Annotated in this window: 13 protein-coding genes and 1 pseudogene; 12 read left to right on the top strand and 2 right to left on the bottom strand. The window is 67.5% G+C overall.

The genetic code is table 11. The features are described from left to right. Nucleotides 1-140: 140 nt before the first annotated feature. Nucleotides 141-431: pseudogene (locus G1C96_RS10475) on the bottom strand (cupredoxin domain-containing protein); the annotation flags it as partial. A 261-nt stretch (nucleotides 432-692) separates the two neighbouring features. On the opposite strand from G1C96_RS10475, the gene G1C96_RS09190 reads away from it, so the two are divergent. From G1C96_RS09190 to G1C96_RS09170, 5 genes are all read left to right on the top strand, one after another. Then, the gene (locus G1C96_RS09190; RefSeq protein ID WP_169276299.1) at nucleotides 693-2,057 is read left to right on the top strand and encodes a DNA recombination protein RmuC; all 1,365 of its coding nucleotides are present in this window, start codon (nucleotides 693-695) and stop codon (nucleotides 2,055-2,057) included. A gap of 41 nt (nucleotides 2,058-2,098) precedes the next feature. Continuing rightward, on the top strand, nucleotides 2,099-2,743 hold the full coding sequence (locus tag G1C96_RS09185) for a type I phosphoribosyltransferase (protein WP_169276298.1): 645 nt from the start codon (nucleotides 2,099-2,101) through the stop codon (nucleotides 2,741-2,743). Between the two features lie 171 nt (nucleotides 2,744-2,914). After that, on the top strand, nucleotides 2,915-3,790 hold the full coding sequence (locus G1C96_RS09180) for a TrmH family RNA methyltransferase (protein ID WP_169276297.1): 876 nt from the start codon (nucleotides 2,915-2,917) through the stop codon (nucleotides 3,788-3,790). A 557-nt stretch (nucleotides 3,791-4,347) separates the two neighbouring features. Beyond that, nucleotides 4,348-5,430 carry an ATP-binding cassette domain-containing protein gene (locus G1C96_RS09175; RefSeq protein WP_169276296.1) on the top strand — a complete coding sequence of 361 codons (1,083 nt, stop codon included), beginning with the start codon at nucleotides 4,348-4,350 and terminating at the stop codon, nucleotides 5,428-5,430. Further along, a complete protein-coding gene (locus G1C96_RS09170) occupies nucleotides 5,427-6,452 on the top strand; it encodes a permease of ABC transporter system (RefSeq protein WP_169276295.1) in 1,026 nt (341 codons plus the stop codon). Before G1C96_RS09175 ends, G1C96_RS09170 begins: the two co-directional genes overlap by 4 nt. A 440-nt stretch (nucleotides 6,453-6,892) precedes the next feature. Here the strand turns inward: G1C96_RS09170 and G1C96_RS09165 are convergent, their stop codons facing one another. Further along, entirely contained in the window at nucleotides 6,893-8,950 is a 2,058-nt protein-coding gene (locus tag G1C96_RS09165) for a heparinase II/III domain-containing protein (protein ID WP_169276294.1), read from the bottom strand. 179 nt (nucleotides 8,951-9,129) lie between these two features. On the opposite strand from G1C96_RS09165, the gene gatC reads away from it, so the two are divergent. From gatC to G1C96_RS10320, 7 genes are all read left to right on the top strand, one after another. Then, on the top strand, nucleotides 9,130-9,429 hold the full coding sequence (gene gatC / locus G1C96_RS09160) for an Asp-tRNA(Asn)/Glu-tRNA(Gln) amidotransferase subunit GatC (protein WP_169276293.1): 300 nt from the start codon (nucleotides 9,130-9,132) through the stop codon (nucleotides 9,427-9,429). Nucleotides 9,430-9,442: 13 nt separating this feature from the next. Next, entirely contained in the window at nucleotides 9,443-10,975 is a 1,533-nt protein-coding gene (gene gatA / locus G1C96_RS09155; protein ID WP_335341948.1) for an Asp-tRNA(Asn)/Glu-tRNA(Gln) amidotransferase subunit GatA, read from the top strand. A 50-nt stretch (nucleotides 10,976-11,025) separates the two neighbouring features. Beyond that, nucleotides 11,026-12,525, top strand: a complete 1,500-nt coding sequence (gene gatB, locus G1C96_RS09150) for an Asp-tRNA(Asn)/Glu-tRNA(Gln) amidotransferase subunit GatB (RefSeq protein WP_169276291.1) — start codon at nucleotides 11,026-11,028, stop codon at nucleotides 12,523-12,525. A gap of 649 nt (nucleotides 12,526-13,174) precedes the next feature. Continuing rightward, nucleotides 13,175-14,254: a GNAT family N-acetyltransferase gene (locus G1C96_RS09145; RefSeq protein WP_169276290.1), complete on the top strand. Its 1,080-nt coding sequence runs from the start codon at nucleotides 13,175-13,177 to the stop codon at nucleotides 14,252-14,254. Then, on the top strand, nucleotides 14,251-14,565 hold the full coding sequence (locus G1C96_RS09140) for a DUF2469 domain-containing protein (RefSeq protein WP_169276289.1): 315 nt from the start codon (nucleotides 14,251-14,253) through the stop codon (nucleotides 14,563-14,565). Before G1C96_RS09145 ends, G1C96_RS09140 begins: the two co-directional genes overlap by 4 nt. A gap of 171 nt (nucleotides 14,566-14,736) precedes the next feature. After that, entirely contained in the window at nucleotides 14,737-16,326 is a 1,590-nt protein-coding gene (locus G1C96_RS09135) for an NAD(P)/FAD-dependent oxidoreductase (RefSeq protein ID WP_169276288.1), read from the top strand. A 581-nt stretch (nucleotides 16,327-16,907) separates the two neighbouring features. Next, on the top strand, nucleotides 16,908-17,136 hold a 229-nt coding region (locus G1C96_RS10320), incomplete at its 3' end, for a Rho termination factor N-terminal domain-containing protein (protein ID WP_335341947.1).

Genomic DNA, 17,136 nt, shown 5'->3' with positions numbered 1-17,136 from the left:
GCCGCCGTTCCCGCGACGGCGCTCCGGGCCGCGGCCGACGTCTCGCCGGAATCCGCGGCGGACCCGTCGCCGACGATGCGCAGCATGCCGTGCACCATGTTCATGCCGCAGGCGAAGGGATAGTCGCCAGCCGGCAGCGCAGGCAGATCCACCGTGGTGGTGGCGTTGCCGGACAGGGCGGCGTCCAGCCCGAGATCGGCGAACACCACATGGGAGGTGCATTCGCCGGTTTCGCGGCGATCGAAGGTCAGCGTGATGGGGATGCCGGCCCTGAGCTCGATGAGATCGGGGGCATAGCCGCCGTGGACGACGATGGTGGCGCGCTGAACGCCGCCGGACACGGTTCCTGCCGCCGCCTTGCGCTCGCCGAAGAAGAATCGGACGATGCCCCAGGTGAGCAGTCCGGCCGTGACCACGGACACGGCCAGCATGAACAGATCGAATCCCATTGCTTTCCTCTCTTCCGGGGGTACGTCGTGAACTCTACGTGTCGGGCCGCGTGCTGTCCACCGCTCCCGGCCGGTTTTTCCGCGGGCTTACGAAATCTTCTTCGCCGTTGATCGAAGTCTTGACATAGAACATATGTTCGAGCATGGACCATCGGCGTGTTGCCTTGATTTTGTAAGCGTCGCGCGGTTTCGTGGAGGTGCCCTTGCCATGTTCGGTCCGCAGGGAATGTTCAGATAGAACACATGTTCGATATTGTTGATGTGGTCGCGCTGGTCGCGACGTTGCTGATCGGGGGCGCCATCGGCTTCGCCGTCGGGTACGTGCTCGGCAGGGGCCGAGGCGCCGAATCGGTGCGCGCGCAGTCGATGCGCGAGGTGGAGGACGGACGGTCCCGTCTCGATGCCATGCGCACCGAGCTGGAGCGGGCGAACTCGCAGTCCGTTGCCGCCAGAACGCGCAGCGAGGGGCTGGAGCGGCAGCTGGGATACGTGCAGTCTCAGCTGGCCCAGCTGCAGCAGGCCGAGCAGAACCGGCTGCAGCGCGAGCGCGAGCGGGCGCAGGAGCAGGCCGCCCAGCGTGAGCTGGAGCGTGAGGCCGCGCTCAGGGAACAGAGCAAGGTGCTCAGCGCGTTGGCGCCGGTGCAGAAGAACCTCGACGCCCTGCAGCTCAAGGTCACGCAGATCGAGGAGGGCCGCAGGCACGAGATGGGTGCCCTGGGCGAACAGCTCAAGGGGCTCGGCGAGCAGCAGGCGCGTCTTGACCGGGAGACCAGCTCGCTGTCCGCCGCGTTGCGGAACAACAAGGTGCGCGGCGCCTGGGGCGAGGCGCAGCTGAAGAACATCGTGGAGTCCGCGGGGCTGCTCGACCATGTCGATTTCGACACCCAGGTCGTCGTCACCGATGCCGACGGACGCATCCAGCGCCCGGACATGGTGGTGCATCTGCCGGGCAACAAGACGATTCCGATCGACGCCAAGGTGCCGTACGCCAGCTACCAGAAGGCGTGCGAGATCCCGGACACGGCGTCGCCGGAGGAGCTGGAACGCAAGTCCGATCTGCTGAGGGCCCATGCGCATGATCTGCGCGAGCACGTCAAGACGTTGTCGGACAAGGCATATTGGAACGCGTTCCCCACGGCGCCGGATTTCGTGGTGGCGTTCATCCCCAACGAGTCGCTGCTGCAGGCCGCGCTCGAGGCCGATCCCACGCTCATGGACGACGCCTTCGCGCGCAAGGTGGCGCTGACGTCGCCGGTCACACTGTGGGCGGTGCTCAAGTCGGTGGCCTACGCGTGGCAGCAGCAGAGCCTGACGGATGACGCCAAGACGCTGTTCGATCTGTCCCGGGAGCTCTACGAACGGTTCGCGGTGCTCGGCGACAAGGCCACCAAGCTGGGCAACGCCATCACCAAGACCGTGGGCGCATACAATCAGTTCGCCGCATCGTTGGAGTCCCGCGTGCTGGTCTCGGCGCGCAAGCTGCAGAAGCTCGACCGGTCCCGCGTGATCGGCGACGTGGAACTCATCGACCCGGACAAGGCCAACATCCGTGAGCTCAATGCTCCCGAGACCCAGTTCGACGACGCCGGGTCGTCGACCGAATCGTAACCGATCCGTACCCGGCTGCGGATAGGCTGAAAGGCATGGCTATGACAGAAGACGCTTCCACTGGTTTTCGTCCCACCGGTCCCGCGGGGCTGCGCGGCGAACTGCCCCTCGAGATGCAGGAGCCGAAGGCGCAGCTGCGCCGACTGCTCGAGGATTCCATCGCGACCAAGCCGTTCAGCGAACTGTCTGACGTGACGTTCCATCACCGTGGTGCGGAGCTGGTCGGCCATGTGCTGCTCGACACCGTCGAGGAGGAGGGCTACACGCTCGATGACTTCGACGCCGTGGGCGCGCTCACCGCGGCGGCCGTGCCGCTGGTCACCTCCATGATCACCGCGGCGGGATCCCGCGGACAGGATCTCGACGGATTCGTCATGGACTTCGTGTATCCGTCCGTCAAGGGGCCCTCCATCAAGGGCAAGCGCGTCATTCTCATCGACTCGTGGCTGAGCGAAAAGTCCTACGTGCAGACATCGTCGCTGGTCACGCTGCGCAACGGCAACGAACTCAGCCTCGACTTCGGCATCGTCAAGAAGGAGGGAGCCGAGGTGCTGGGCGTCGCCGCGCTCATCGGCGGCCCGTTCCGTACGCTCAACGTCATCCATCCCGTCACGGGGGAGGAAAGCGAACTGCCGTTCATCCGCGCCTACGACGAGGCCGAGCTCCGGGCGCCGAACGACGACTGACGGTCCGGACGTCCGGACGGCGGCAGGCGGCGGGCAACGCCCGATGATCATCGAACGGCCCACGACCGACTGACCGACTGACCGACTGCCGGCGGCCGGGCCATGGCTCACGGCTCATGGAATACGCGGCCGTGGAATATGCGGCAGGACGACATTGAGGTGACATCGAACATGCGCGAACCCAATCCCATCACCGTCGCTTCCAAGGCCTCGGGCGAACCGACGTTCCGCGAGGTCGGGCTCGGCCCGTGGAGCGAGGTCCATCCCGGCGAACCGCGCCCCGACGATCCGGACTCGCCCGGCTACGACGGACGCTACGACACGGCGCTGCTCGACGGCGGCGACCGGCGCAACGTGCTCGACCGCTATCGGTACTGGACCGTCGAGGCCATCAGGGAGGACCTCGATGCCAGAGGACGGCACGACTTCGAAGTCGCGGTGGAGAACTGGACGCACGACTTCAACATCGGTTCCATGGTGCGCACGGCCAACGCCTTCACCGCGCGCCGCGTCCACATCGTCGGACCGCACAAATGGAATCGCAAGGGCGCGCTCATGACCGAGCTGTACCAGCACGTCGAGCATCATCCGTCCATCGCCGAACTCGTGGAGGCGTGGCGGTACCGCATCGCCGGCGAGATCGCCGCCGCACGTGCGGACGCGCAGTCCGCCGCCATCCACGCCCATTGGGCGTCGGAGACCGGGGACTCCCAATCCGCCGCCCGCGCGCTCGCGGCCGTGGACGCCGCCGACGCGCGCATCAGGGAACTGCGGGGCGCACGCGTCATCGCGCTCGACATCATCCCCGGCGCGGTCCCCATCGAAACCTACCGCTTCCCCGCACGCTGCCTCATGCTCTTCGGCGCGGAAGGACCCGGACTGAGCGAGAAGGCGCTCGAACTGGCGGACGACGTGGTGTACATTTCCCAATTCGGATCGGTGCGCTCCATCAACGCCGGCGCCGCCGCGGCCGTGGCCATGCACAGCTGGATAGCCCAGCACGGACATTGCGCCCAGCCCGCGCCCGACCGAACCGAGCCGGCATGACACTAATGGCCGTGCACGACGCGTCGGCATGCGCCGCGCACCGGCACACATGGTCGCGCGCCGAAGCATGCGTCGCGGCATGCGTCGCGGCAAGCAGAACACGGCAGGCAGGGCGAGGATACTCGACACCGGCGGCAGCATCATGCCCCGACGAGGATGGGAACGCGCAGCCTGCGGCCCCGGCAGAGGAGGCTCGGCAACGGTCGAAGCCCGAAGGCTCCCTCTGGCGTATCGGGATCGCGAGAGCCGTCATCGGCATCGACGGCCGCATGAGATCAATAATCCGCCGGGACCCTATCGTCGCGTCGCCCGCGCTGCTAGACTGAACTCAACTTTGCCCACGATGAGCGGCGCAGCGCATCGTCCGCACACCGGCGGAGCAGGCAACGGGGACGATACGCGCAAACATGCCGTATCCGGCCGACCGATTGCCGGCCGACCGGAACCGGTCCAAACCAGACCGGCCGACCGAATCCGACCAATCCGACCAGACCCAACCAATCCAACCACCGGAACCAGAACAGCGAGCAATGCGGGCAGACAAGGGGAGAGCACGCATGATCACCATCGAACACATCAGCAAACGATTCGGCGGCAAGCCGGTCCTCAACGACGTCAGCTTCACGGCAGAGGACGGCAAGGTCACCGGCTTCCTCGGCCCCAACGGCGCCGGCAAATCCACCACCATGCGGGCGGCGCTCGGACTCATCGCCCCCGACTCCGGACGCGCGCTCATCGACGGCAGCCCCTTCCGCTCCGCCAAGGCGCCCATGGCCGCGGTCGGTGCGGTGCTCGACGCCAAGTCGGCGCACAAGGGCCGTTCCGCCTACGCACACCTCAAGGCTCTGGCGCAGACCAACGGCATCCCGGTCTCCCGCGTGGACGAGGTCATGGACCTCACCGGCATCGCCTCCGTCAAACGACGCCGCGCCGGCGCATTCAGCCTCGGCATGAGCCAGCGTCTCTCCATCGCGGCCGCGCTGCTCGGCGACCCGCGCAACCTCATCCTCGACGAACCCGTCAACGGCCTCGACCCCGAAGGCGTCAAATGGGTGCGCGAACTGTGCCGGTTCTACGCCGGACAGGGACGCGCCGTGCTGCTCAGCTCCCATCTCATGAGCGAAGTCGCCCTCACCGCGGACAACCTCGTCATCATCGGACAGGGCCGGATCCTCGAGACCACCACGGTCGCGGACTTCGTGGCCGAGCATTCCGCGCACGCGCTGCGCGTGGCCACGCCGGAACCGGACAGGCTCAGGGCCATCTTCGCCTCCGCGCCCGACGTCACCGTCGAGCCGGTCGAGCGCAGGACGTCCGATCCGGCCATCGGCGAAGTGTTCCGCATCTCCGGCGCCGACCTTGAGACCGCTGCCCGCGTGTTCGCGCAGACGCGGCTCGTCACCTACGAATTCGTCGAGGAGCGTGCCTCGCTCGAGGAGGCGTACATGACCCTCACTCACGGCGAGGTCCAATACGCGAACCGCGAGGTGCCCGGGCAGAAACCCGTCCAATACGGCGCTCCGGCTTCCACTCCGGCACCCACTCCGGCTCCCGGACCGGCACCCGTGTCCGCAATGCCGCCAGTCCCGCCCGCGTCTCCCGCCCGACCCGCAGCATCCCCGAAGGAGGTCACCCGATGAGCGCTCCCGCATCGGCCCCGGCTCCGTCCACCGCCGTCAGCAACGGCAACAACCCCAACAACCCCGGCAACGGCAGCAATGTCAGCAACGGCTACACGACCGGACGCCGCATGTCCGCCGGACGCCTGCGGCTCGGCTTCCTCGGCAGCGTGCGTTCCGAGCTCACCAAGCTGCTGTCGATCAAGTCCACGTACTGGCTGCTCGTCATCGCCGCGCTGCTCATCGTGGCCGGCGGCGCCATCTCCGCGGCCTCGTACAAGGCGATGGCCTCCATCAGCTACGATCCGGCCACCGGCGCGATGACCACGCTGGACACGCCGCGGCCCATCGAGGAGTCCAGCGTGTGGCTGTCCACGACCGTCATGGTGCCCACGGCCGCGGTGGTGATCGGCATCTTCGGCGTCATGGCCATCACGAGCGAGTACACGAACCTCACCATCCAGTCGGGATTCGTGGCCAATCCGCGCCGCGGCATGTATCTGGCGGCGAAGGGCGTCGTCGCGGCGCTGATGGCGTTCGCGACCACGCTCGTGGGCGTCGCGCTCGCGTGGGTGGCGGCCCGGGTCGTGCTCGGCGGCATCGAGATCACGCCGCTGGACGATGCGTACCGCGCGCTGCCGATGATCTGTCTGCTCGGCGCACCCGCGGCAGGCATGGTCATGGCCGTCATGGCGCTGGGCCTCGGCGCGATCTGCCGGTCCACCGTGGGCGGCGTGTTCGCGCTGATCGGTCTGTGGTCCATCCTGCCGTCCGTGCTGGGCGTCGCCTCGCTCAACGAGAAGCTGCGCTCGGCGGTCACCAGCATCGGCAACTGCCTGCCCAGCTCGGTGATGAGCGCGTTTCTGTCCGGCCCCGACGCGGGCGGCGAGTCGCCGATGACGGCGGCGGTGCTCGGCGTCGTCTCCACGGAGGACAAGTACTTCGACCCGACGTGGTGGCAGGCCGGCTTGATCTTCGCGGCATGGGCCGCGGCGATGTACGCGATCGGCCTGCTGGTGCTCCGTCGCGCCGACGTGAAGTGACGCGTACCGTCGTGCCGATGCATGTCGCCGCGCGTCGGCGTACCACGATCGCAGGTGGAAGTCGGTGCGGCGGCACCGATGCGCGGCAATGGGCATCGGAAAAGACGGGACTCGGACGGGAAGGATGCCGAATCCGCGCGGACGCTTCCCGTTCGTCGGCCGTCAGGGCACGCTATCTGCAGAGTCAGGGGTAGATTCGGGAATCCACCGGCAGATATCTGCGGAGTCAGGGTGCCTCTGAGCGAACACGCGGCATCAGACGAGGCATTCGGTTCAGCGGAAACGGCGGAATTCCAATGATCGTCTGACGTCGCCCGACCGCGCATATCCGACGGAATGCCCCTGACTCTGCAGATATCTGCCCGCAAAACGCGAAATCTGCCCCTGACTCTGCAGATACGCGGCGGATGGACACGAAATGGGGGATATCCAGCCGCCGCTCAGCGCACGGTGACGCGCAGCGCGCCCCGGAACGGCACGTTGATGCGCCACAGACGGTCGGTCTTCCACTCGCCGCGCAGCTTGGCGTCGTCCAGCGGCTTCGGCTCGACGACGACATCGCCGAGCGCGCACCCATCCGTCTCCGCCGACCGGTCGATGGCGAGCAGCGCCTCTCCGACCCGGAACGTCACGGCCCCTGCGGATGCAACGGCCTCCGCGGACGTCCCGTGCTCCCCGGACGGCGCATCGGCGTCCTTCCCGCGGAGACGCACGGGCTCGACCGCCGTCATCAGATGCATGGTCGCGAGTCCGAACGTGCCGTCCGCATCATCACGGATCGTCAGCGTGCGCGCCGCCTTGTCCAGCGTCACGTCGCGTCGATACGACCCCAGCCCCGCCGCGGCCGGCCACGCATGCGTCAGATCGGCCTCGACGACGCTGCGGTCCGTCCCGAACGCCACGCGCACGTCGCGCGCCTCGCACGACGGCGTCGCCTCCTGCATCACGCCGTCGAAGTCGGGCAGATTGTGCCAGGACGACTGCATGGTCCACAGATCGTAGCGCCGCGGCGAGAACGTCTGCCGCGTGTACGTCTCCACGCCGGGGTCGATGAGCACGGGCGCGCCGTCGCGCCACACGATCACGCTGCCGGTGTCGTTGTGGCTGTGGCTGAACCCGTTGCGGCCCGCCTTGACGCCCACGGCGAAGCCGCCGCCGCGCAGCACCGCGATGCCGGTGCTGGGGAAGTACGTCTCGGGAGGCTCGGCTGCGGCGCGCCCGGCAGATCCGGCACACCCGGCGGATTCGCCGTGCCCGGCACAACCGGCGCGATCGTCCTGGCCGTCGCCGTCCTCGGCGAGACGCAGCATGTCCCGCGCCGCGCCCGCCTCGAGCATCGGGTTCAGCGCGCCGATGCGGGCCATCGGGTCGAGTCCGGTGCCGCTTCCGCCGGCGGAGGCGCCGGACTCGAGCTCCAGCGCGTGCGCCCATTCGGTCGCCGCCGTGCGCGCCATCTCGCCGTCGCCCACCATGCGGGCGAACAGGTATTCGCGGATGCCCATGAGCCCGGCGTGGATCGAGCAGTCCGAGAAGTTGAGGTACAGGTTCTCGCCGATGCGCACGCGCGCGATGTACGTGGCGATGTTCGCGATCTTCGCGTCGCCCCACAGCGGCGCGAACGTCTCGGGCGCCGCCTCGGCGAGGATGCGCATCGCGCCGAACAGGCACAGGGCCGCGGAATGGTAGTAGCCGGCGCCCTCGGTGCAACAGCCGTCGTCGCCGTACTCGTCCACGAACGCGTCCAGGCTCGCGGCGGCGCGCGTCACCACGCGGCGGCGCGTCGCGTCGTCGAACGGCGCGAGGAACGCCGTGGCGAGCACGTTCTGCGTGCACCACGTGGTCCAGTTGTTCGTGGGGCCGTCGCCCTCGCCCATCCACCAGAACCGGTCGGTCAGGTACGGCGTGACGATGCGCCGCGCCAGCTCGCGCCCGATGCGCCGGCGGATCGGCTCGGGCAGCGCCCCGCCCAGCAGGTACAGCGCCGAGGCGAGCAGCTGCCCGGTTTCGCAGGCGAACAGGTCGAGCACGGGACGGTCCGGATCCGGCCACGGCAGCTGCGGCGCATCGCGCACGTACGCGTTGTGCGCCGGCACCTGCCACGCCGACTGGTCGCAGATCAGCGTCACGCCGTCGATGATGTCCTCCAGCAGCGTCCTGCCGCGCTCGCCGTCCGGACCGGCCACGCCGAACGCCATGAGGTCGTCGGCCACGCGCCGGCGCATCTCGCCGTACTGCGTCTCGTAGGTCCTGCGGTCGCCGTCGCGGAAGAACCGCGCCCAGTCGTGCGCCAGCGGCCGCGGCCATGGGCGGTCCCGATGCTCGGCTGCGCGCCGCGCGTACAGCGCCGCCAGATCGCGGGGGAGCGATGCCCACGCGTCGCGGTCGGCGGCGGGGGCGAAGGGACGGAACGGACGGAACGCGTATGCGGGCGATGCGTCGAGCGTCCGATCCCATGCGCTGACGAATCGCGACGATGCGGCTGCGACGCTACCGGTCATGGCTCCTCCTTGGAACGCGGTGCCGTGCGGCACCATGTGCGGCCAATCGTATGCGCGTGCTCCCGCCGCCGTGCCGACGCATGCGTCTCGCCGCCCGCCCGCGCCCGCGCATCCGCATGCCGGTCGGCCCTCGCGCGCAGGACCCCTGCGTGTCACATACGGCACCTATAGTGAAGGCCATGCCTACTTTTTCACGCGAAGAAATCGTGCATTTGGGCGATCTTGCCCGAATCGCGCTCACCGATGAGGAAATCACCCGTCTGCAGGGCGAGCTGAACGTCATCGCAGACTCCATCAACAAGGTGCAGGAAGTCGCGTCCGACGACGTGCCGCCCACCGCCAACCCCGTGCCGCTGGAGGCGTATCTGCGTCCGGACGTGGCCGTCACGCCGCTCACGCAGGAGGAGGCGCTGTCCGGTGCCCCGAAGACCGAGGCCGGCATGTTCGTGGCACCGCGAATCCTGGGAAGCGAGGAGTGAGAAGGCAATGAGCATTTCCACCGAAACCGCGGCGCTCGTCAAGCTGTCCGCCGCCGAGCAGGCCGCCAAGGTCAAGGCCGGCGAGGTCACCAGCCGCGAGCTGGTCGAGGCGCATCTGGCCGTCATCGAGGCCGCCGAGCCGTCCATCAAGGCGTTCCTCAAGGTCTCGGGCGACGTCGCGCTCGAGCAGGCCGACGCGTTCGACGCCAAGTCCGCCGACGAGAAGGCCGCGCTGCCCGAACTGGCCGGCGTGCCGATCGCCATCAAGGACATGATCGTCACCAAGGGCATCGAGACCACCGCCGCCTCGAAGATCCTCGAGGGCTGGGTGCCGCCGTACGACGCCACCGTCATCGAGAAGCTCAAGGCCGCCGGCATGCCGATCCTCGGCAAGACGAACCTCGACGAGTTCGCGCAGGGCTCCTCCACCGAGCATTCCGCCTACCAGACCACGCACAACCCGTGGGACACCGAGCGCGTGCCCGGCGGCTCCGGCGGCGGTTCGGCCTCCGCGGTCGCCGCGTTCGAGGCTCCGCTCGCCCTCGGCACCGACACCGGCGGCTCGATCCGCCAGCCCGGCTCGCTCACCGGCACCGTGGGCGTCAAGCCCACCTACGGCGGCGTCTCCCGCTTCGGCGCCATCGCCATGGCCTCCTCGCTCGACCAGATCGGCCCGGTCTCCCGCACCGTGCTCGACTCCGCGCTGCTGCAGGAGATCATCGGCGGCCACGACGAGCGCGATTCGACGTCCATCCCCGAAGGCCCCCGCCCCATGGCCGCCGCCGCGCGCGAAGGCCTCAGGCGCGATCTTACGGGCCTCAAGGTCGGTCTCGTCAAGGAGCTCGGCGGCGAAGGCTTCCAGCCCGGCGTGCAGGCCCGCTTCAACGAGGCGGTCGAACTGCTCAAGGCCATGGGCGCCGAGGTCACCGAGGTCTCCTGCCCGCACTTCCCGTACGCGCTGGGCGCCTACTACATCATCATGCCGTCCGAGGTGAGCTCCAACCTGGCCCGCTACGATGGCATGCGCTACGGCCTGCGCGTCATGCCGCCGGAGGGCGTGCCGCAGACCGCCGCCAACATGATGGCCTACACGCGCGAGGCCGGATTCGGCGACGAGGTCAAGCGCCGCATCATCCTCGGCACCTACGCGCTGTCCGCCGGCTACTACGACGCCTGGTACGGCTCCGCGCAGAAGGTGCGCACGCTCATCATCAACGACTTCAAGGCCGCGTTCGACCAGGTGGACGTGCTCGTCTCCCCGACGTCGCCGACCACCGCCTTCAAGTTCGGCGAGAAGATGAACGACCCGCTGACCATGTACCTCAACGACGTGGCCACCATCCCGGCGAACATGGCCGGCGTGCCCGCCATGTCCATTCCGGCCGGCCTGTCCGACGACGGCCTGCCCGTGGGCTTCCAGTTCTTCGCCCCGCAGCAGCGCGACGAGGTCATGTACAAGCCGGCGGCCGCGCTCGAGGCCGCGCTGGAGGAGCAGTGGGGCGGTCCGATCTGGAACGACCTCAAGACCCCGTGGCTGGGCGAGTGACCGGCAAGAAGCGCAAGAAGCGTTAGAAGAGTCAAGGAAACGAAACCATCATGGCTGAAAAACTGATGAAGTACGCCGAGGCCTGCAAGCAGTTCGACCCGGTCTTCGGTCTGGAAACCCACGTGGAGCTGTGCACGAACACCAAGCTGTTCTGCCCGGCCCACATCGAGTTCGGCGGCGAACCGAACACCCAGCTCACCCCGGTGAGCCTGGGTCTGCCCGGCTCCCTGCCGGTGATCAACAAGACCGCCGTGGACTACGCGATCAAGCTGGGCCTCGCCCTGCACTGCGAGATCAACGAGTGGAGCCAGTTCGCCCGCAAGAACTACTTCTACCCGGACATGCCGCGCGACTACCAGATCTCCCAGTACGACAAGCCCACCAACGGCAACGGCTATCTGGACGTGGAGCTTGAGGACGGCACCGTGTTCCGCGTGCCGATCGAGCGCGCGCACATCGAGGACGACGCCGGCAAGAACACCCACGTGGGCGGCGCCGACGGCCGCATCGAAGGCGCCGACCATTCGCTGGTCGACTACAACCGCGCCGGCGTGCCGCTGATCGAGATCGTCACCAAGCCGATCGAGGGCGCGGGCGACCGCGCTCCGGAGATCGCCGGCGCCTACATGCGCGCCATCCGCGACATCGTGCGCGCGCTGGGCATCTCCCACGCCCGCATGGAGCAGGGCAACATGCGCGCCGACGTGAACCTGTCGTTGCGCCGCAGCCCGAACGACCCGTACGGCACCCGTTCCGAGACCAAGAACGTGAACTCGTTCCGCGGCATCGAGAAGACGCTGCAGTACGAGATCCGCCGTCAGGCGGCGATCCTGGCGGACGGCGGCGAGATCCTGCAGGAGACCCGCCACTGGGACGAGGCCTCGCAGACCACCGCCGGCGGCCGCGTCAAGTCCGACGCCGACGACTACCGCTACTTCCCGGACCCGGATCTCGTCATGCTCCACATCACCAAGGAGCACGTCGAGGAGATCAAGGCCCAGATGCCGGAGATGCCGCGCGAGCGCCGCAACCGCCTCAAGGCCGAGTGGAACCTCACCGACCTGCAGATGCGCGACATCCTCAACGCCGACGCCCTCGACCTGATCGAGGAGACCGTCAAGGCCGGCGCCACCGCCGCGGGCGCGCGCAAGTGGTGGCTCGGCGAGCTCTCCCGCGAGGCCAACGCCAAGGGCGTCTCCCTCGAGGAGCTGCCCGTCACCCCGGCCGACGTGGCTGAGGTGGAGAAGCTCGTGGCCGACGGCAAGCTCAACGACAAGCTCGCCAAGCAGACCATCGCCGGCGTGCTCGCCGGTGAGGGCACGCCGGACGAGGTCGTGGCCAAGCACGGCTACAAGATCGTCGAGGACTCCGGCGCCATCGAGGTGGCCGTGGACGCGGCGTTCGAGGCCAACCCCGACGTGGTCGAGAAGCTCAAGAGCGGCAACATGAAGCCGATGGGCGTCATCATCGGCGCGGTGATGAAGGCGACGCGCGGTCAGGCCGACGCGAAGGCCGTCACCAAGATCGTGATGGGCAAGATCAAGGGCTGAACGCGCTGAGCCGTTGCGCGGACGGTCCCGTGGACCGTTCGCGGGCTCGGACGAGCAATCCCGCGCGGGATGCGGGACCATGACGACAGGGCGGCGTCTCTCGGCGACGGGGCGCCGCCCTTCGCATGCCGTTCGGCGATGCGGGACGCCGCACGATGCCACGCTATACGCGAAGGCAATGCGGTATCTGCGGAGTCAGGGGCAGATTCGGCATCGTGCGGGCAGATATCTGCAGAGTCAGGGTGCCTCCGTTCGTGGTATCTGGGGATCGCGCACCGGAATTCCGCGGTTTTTCAACGCCCGGTATCCGGGTATGCTCCTTCGGAGCACCCTGACTCTGCAGATATCTGTCAACAGAACCGAAAATCTGCCCCTGACTCCGCAGATACCCTCCAAGCAAGGCCCCAAGCCGAAGCGCAGGACGTCTCCTTGCCGCCGTGCATCGGGAGCCTTGGCCGCTGCGGCAGCGTTCGAGCCGCTGCGGCAGCGTTCGAGCCGCCGCGGCCCAGCAGCCCCGACCGCCGCGCACGGCAAGGCCGCGCCGGCGCACACCCCGTTCCCAGCCGATATTCAGCCCCTTGCGCTAGGATGCCATACGGCTTGATAATGATGAGCACATACGCCAGAAGTACATCGGGGGTTGAAACCAATGTCACAAGCCGGTGAAATCATTCCCAACATCGCCGACTCAAGGGAGCTGCCGGCGAGCATCGTCGTACCCGGAATCCGCGGAGAGATGGTCACGCTGCGTCCCGCGACGCTCGAGGACCTGCCTCGCATGGACGAACTCGACGCCTACTACAACGCATCCGGCATCACCGGCAAGGACGCCGCCGCCGAACGCGCCGTGGTGCACGCGTGGGTCCACCGTTCCGTGGCATGGGAGCAGGGCCAGACGCCGGCGCAGTCCGGCGTGGGCGATCCCGAGGCCCGCCGCACCATGGCGTGGGCCGTCCTGACCAACGCCGACCACGACGGCGACGGCGAACGCGACGCCCAGACCACCGGCAACATGATCGGCATGGTCTTCCTCATCGACATCGACGGCTGGGGCAAGTCCGCCCGCATCCAGGTGGTGCTCGGCCACGACTACCGCGGCCGCGGCTACTCGCGCGACGCCATGCCGCGCGTCCTCACCTACGGCTTCGCGCCGCACCCCGCGGGCCTGGGCCTGCACCGCATCTGGGTGGCCGTGCCGGAGAAGAACACGCGCTCCCGCTCCGTCTACCGCTCCCTCGGCTTCGTGCCGGAGGGCACCTCGCGCGACGCCCTGTGGGACGACCAGAACAACAAGTACATGGACCAGATCGTCATGGGCACCCTCGCCGACGAGTACGACCCGGTCGCCTCGCTCGACGCGTTCGGCCTGCACCTCATCACCGACAATCCCGGCGTCAAGGAGGCGCTCGCCGCGCGCGAGCACTCCCTGGCCATCCAGCAGGGCGCGCTCGGCTCCGATTCCGCGGACGGGCGGGCGGACGGCGGCGCCTCGGCGGCCTCCGAACTCGCCGCGGCGATCCGCGGCGACGCGGACCGTGCGCGCGACGGGCGCGACGCACGCTCCGAGAGCGCGAAGCGCGACGACGAGGCCCGCTTCGCCGACGGCAACGCGGACGGACGCCCGCAGTCGTGGGCCTACGGCTCCGACAACCATTCCAAGTCGTCCAAGCAGGCGTGGTGGCGTACCCTTGGTCGTGGCCGCAAGCGCGACAACGAGGAGGAACAGTGAGCGCCGAGGATCTCGACAACTACGAAACCGACGCCGAACTCGCCCTGTACCGCGAGTACCGCGACGTGATCAAGCTCTTCACCTACGTGGTGGAGACCGAGCGTCGCTTCTATCTGGCCAACAAGGTCGACTTCAACGTGCGTTCCGCCGGGCAGGACGTCTACTTCGATGTCCAGCTCACCGACGCCTGGGTGTGGGACGTGTACCGTTCCAGCCGATTCGTCAAGAACGTGCGCATCGTCACCTTCAAGGACGTCAACGTCGAGGAGGTCCAGCACACCGACATCGACATCCCCGACTCCATGCGCTGACGATCCGGCGCATCCGAGTCTCCATCCCGCCGCATGCCGCGCGTCCCGCGGCGCGCGGCAGGTCCGCCGCCGGTGCATACTTGAGGTATTCGTGTGCATCGGGGCATACGTTCGTCCATGGTCGAACCGGTTCGTATACCATGGCCCGGAATGTGATTATCAGGAGGATTCATGACTGACAAGCAGTCCATCGTGATCATCGGCGGCGGCCCTGCCGGCCTCACCGCCGCGTGGGAGCTCATCAAGGACGGCGGCGCCGCAAAGTACGACGTCACCGTGCTCGAGGAGACCGAGGTCTTCGGCGGCATCTCCCGCACCGTGAAGTACAACGGCAACCGCATGGACATCGGCGGCCACCGGTTCTTCTCGAAGGACGACCGCATCATGGATTGGTGGAAGAACACCCTGCCCCTGCAGGGCGCCCCGTCCTACGACGACAAGAAGCTCGGCCGCCACCACGACCTCGAGCCCGGCGGCCCCGACCCGGAGAAGACCGACCAGGTCATGCTCAAGCGCCACCGCGTCTCCCGCATCTTCTGGAACCACCGCTTCTTCGACTACCCGATCAGCCTCAGCCCCAACACCCTCAAGGCCATGGGCTTCAAGCTCACCATGGTGGCCGGCTTCAGCTACCTCAAGTCCATGATCCACAAGCTTCCCGAGACCAACCTCGAGAACTTCTACATCAACCGCTTCGGCCGCAAGCTCTACTCCATGTTCTTCGAGGGCTACACCGAGAAGCTCTGGGGCCGTCACCCCTCCGAGATCTCCGCCGACTGGGGCTCCCAGCGCGTCAAGGGCCTGTCCATCATGGGCGTCCTCAAGAACGCCTTCGCCAAGCTCCTGCCCAAGAAGCGCTCCAACAAGGAGGTCGAGACCTCCCTCATCGAGGAGTTCTGGTACCCCAAGTACGGCCCCGGCCAGCTCTGGGAGACCGTCGAACGCAACTGCGTCGACGCCGGCGTCAACGTCATCACCAACGCCAAGGTCGTCGAAATCGATCAGGCCGACGGCCACATCTCCTCCGTCGTCTACCTCGACAAGGACGGCAACCGCGTCACCCTCTCCGGCGACCAGTTCATCTCCTCCATGCCCGTCAAGGACCTCGTCAACGCCGTCGACGCCTCCGCTACCCCGGCCCCCAAGGACATGACCACCATCGCCAACGGCCTCCCGTACCGCGACTTCGTCACCGTCGGCCTCCTCGTCAAGCACCTCAAGCTCAAGAACACCACCTCCATCCCCACCCTCGGCAACCCGCCCATCGTCCCCGACTGCTGGATCTACGTCCAGGATCCCGGCTACAAGGTCGGCCGCATCCAGGTCTTCAACAACTGGAGCCCCTACCTCGTCAAGGACGTCGACGACACCGTCTGGATCGGTCTCGAGTACTTCTGCGACGAAGGCGACGACTTCTGGAACCTCACCGACGAGCAGGCCACCAAGCTCGCCATCGACGAGCTCACCCGCATGCGCGTCATCAACGGCCCCCAGGACGTCCTCGACGCCCACCGCGAGCGCGTCAAGAAGGCCTACCCCGCCTACTTCGACACCTACTCCCAGATCGACGAGCTCATCGAATACCTCGACTCCTTCGGCAACCTCTACTGCGTCGGCCGCAACGGCCAGCACCGCTACAACAACATGGACCACTCCATGGCCACCGCCATCGAGGCCGTCTCCAACATCAAGACGGGCAAGACCTCGAAGAAGAACGTGTGGAATGTGAACACCGACAAGTCCTACCACGAGGCCAAGTAGCCGACGATGGAGCGCCTTCTGCGTTGCAGGAGACTCGACGTACCTTCGTACGCCTTCGTCTCCTGCGCCTTGAAGTCGCACGCATCGTCGACTCCTTGGCACGCGAAATAGCCGCTGATGGAGCGTCCCCGGCGCTGAGCCGTGAAGCGGACAGTCCTGTGGACTGTCCGTAGGCGAGGTGAGCGGCCGCCAAAGGCGCGAAGGCCGTGCAGTAGCACGGCTTCTCGGTCGGCGTACTGTTGTACGCCTTCCCTCGGTGCGCCTTGAAGTCGCACGCGTTGACGACTATTTCGCAGCTGGATGGTCGGCGGTGAAGCGCCTGCTGCGCTGAGCCGTGAGGCGTCCGCGCCGATCGCGATCCCCGTACCCGTTGGGTGCGGGGATCGCGGCGTTTCGGGGGTGCGACATCGCGATGCGATGAGGCGTTTTGCGTTGGTCGGCATGAGGTTGTACAGTGTGGCTAGTTCGGTTCGCTGGTGAGAGCGGCCGGCATTCACAGGCGGAAATCATTTCCGTAATCTTGCTTAAGCCCCATGCCATGCATGTGCCATGGCTCAAGGCCGAGGAAAGGCAATACCACAGTGGCAACCAGCCAGAATCTTGAAGAGTTGAAGCTGCCCGAGCTCAAGGAGCTTGCCAAGCAGATGGGTCTGCGCGGTACGTCGACGATGCGCAAGCCGGCCCTTCTGGCCACCATTCAGGCGGCTCGCTCCGGCGGTCAGGCCCCCGAGGGCGTCACCGTGCGCGGTTCCAAGTCCGCGCCCGCCACTTCCGCGGCGCCCGCCGCCAAGCAGACGCCCGAGCAGCCCG

This window comes from Bifidobacterium moraviense, from assembly GCF_012932365.1.
GTDB lineage: Bacteria > Actinomycetota > Actinomycetes > Actinomycetales > Bifidobacteriaceae > Bifidobacterium > Bifidobacterium moraviense.
The sequence above is the reverse complement of the archived record's forward strand: the minus strand, read 5'-3'. Positions and strand labels throughout refer to the sequence as shown.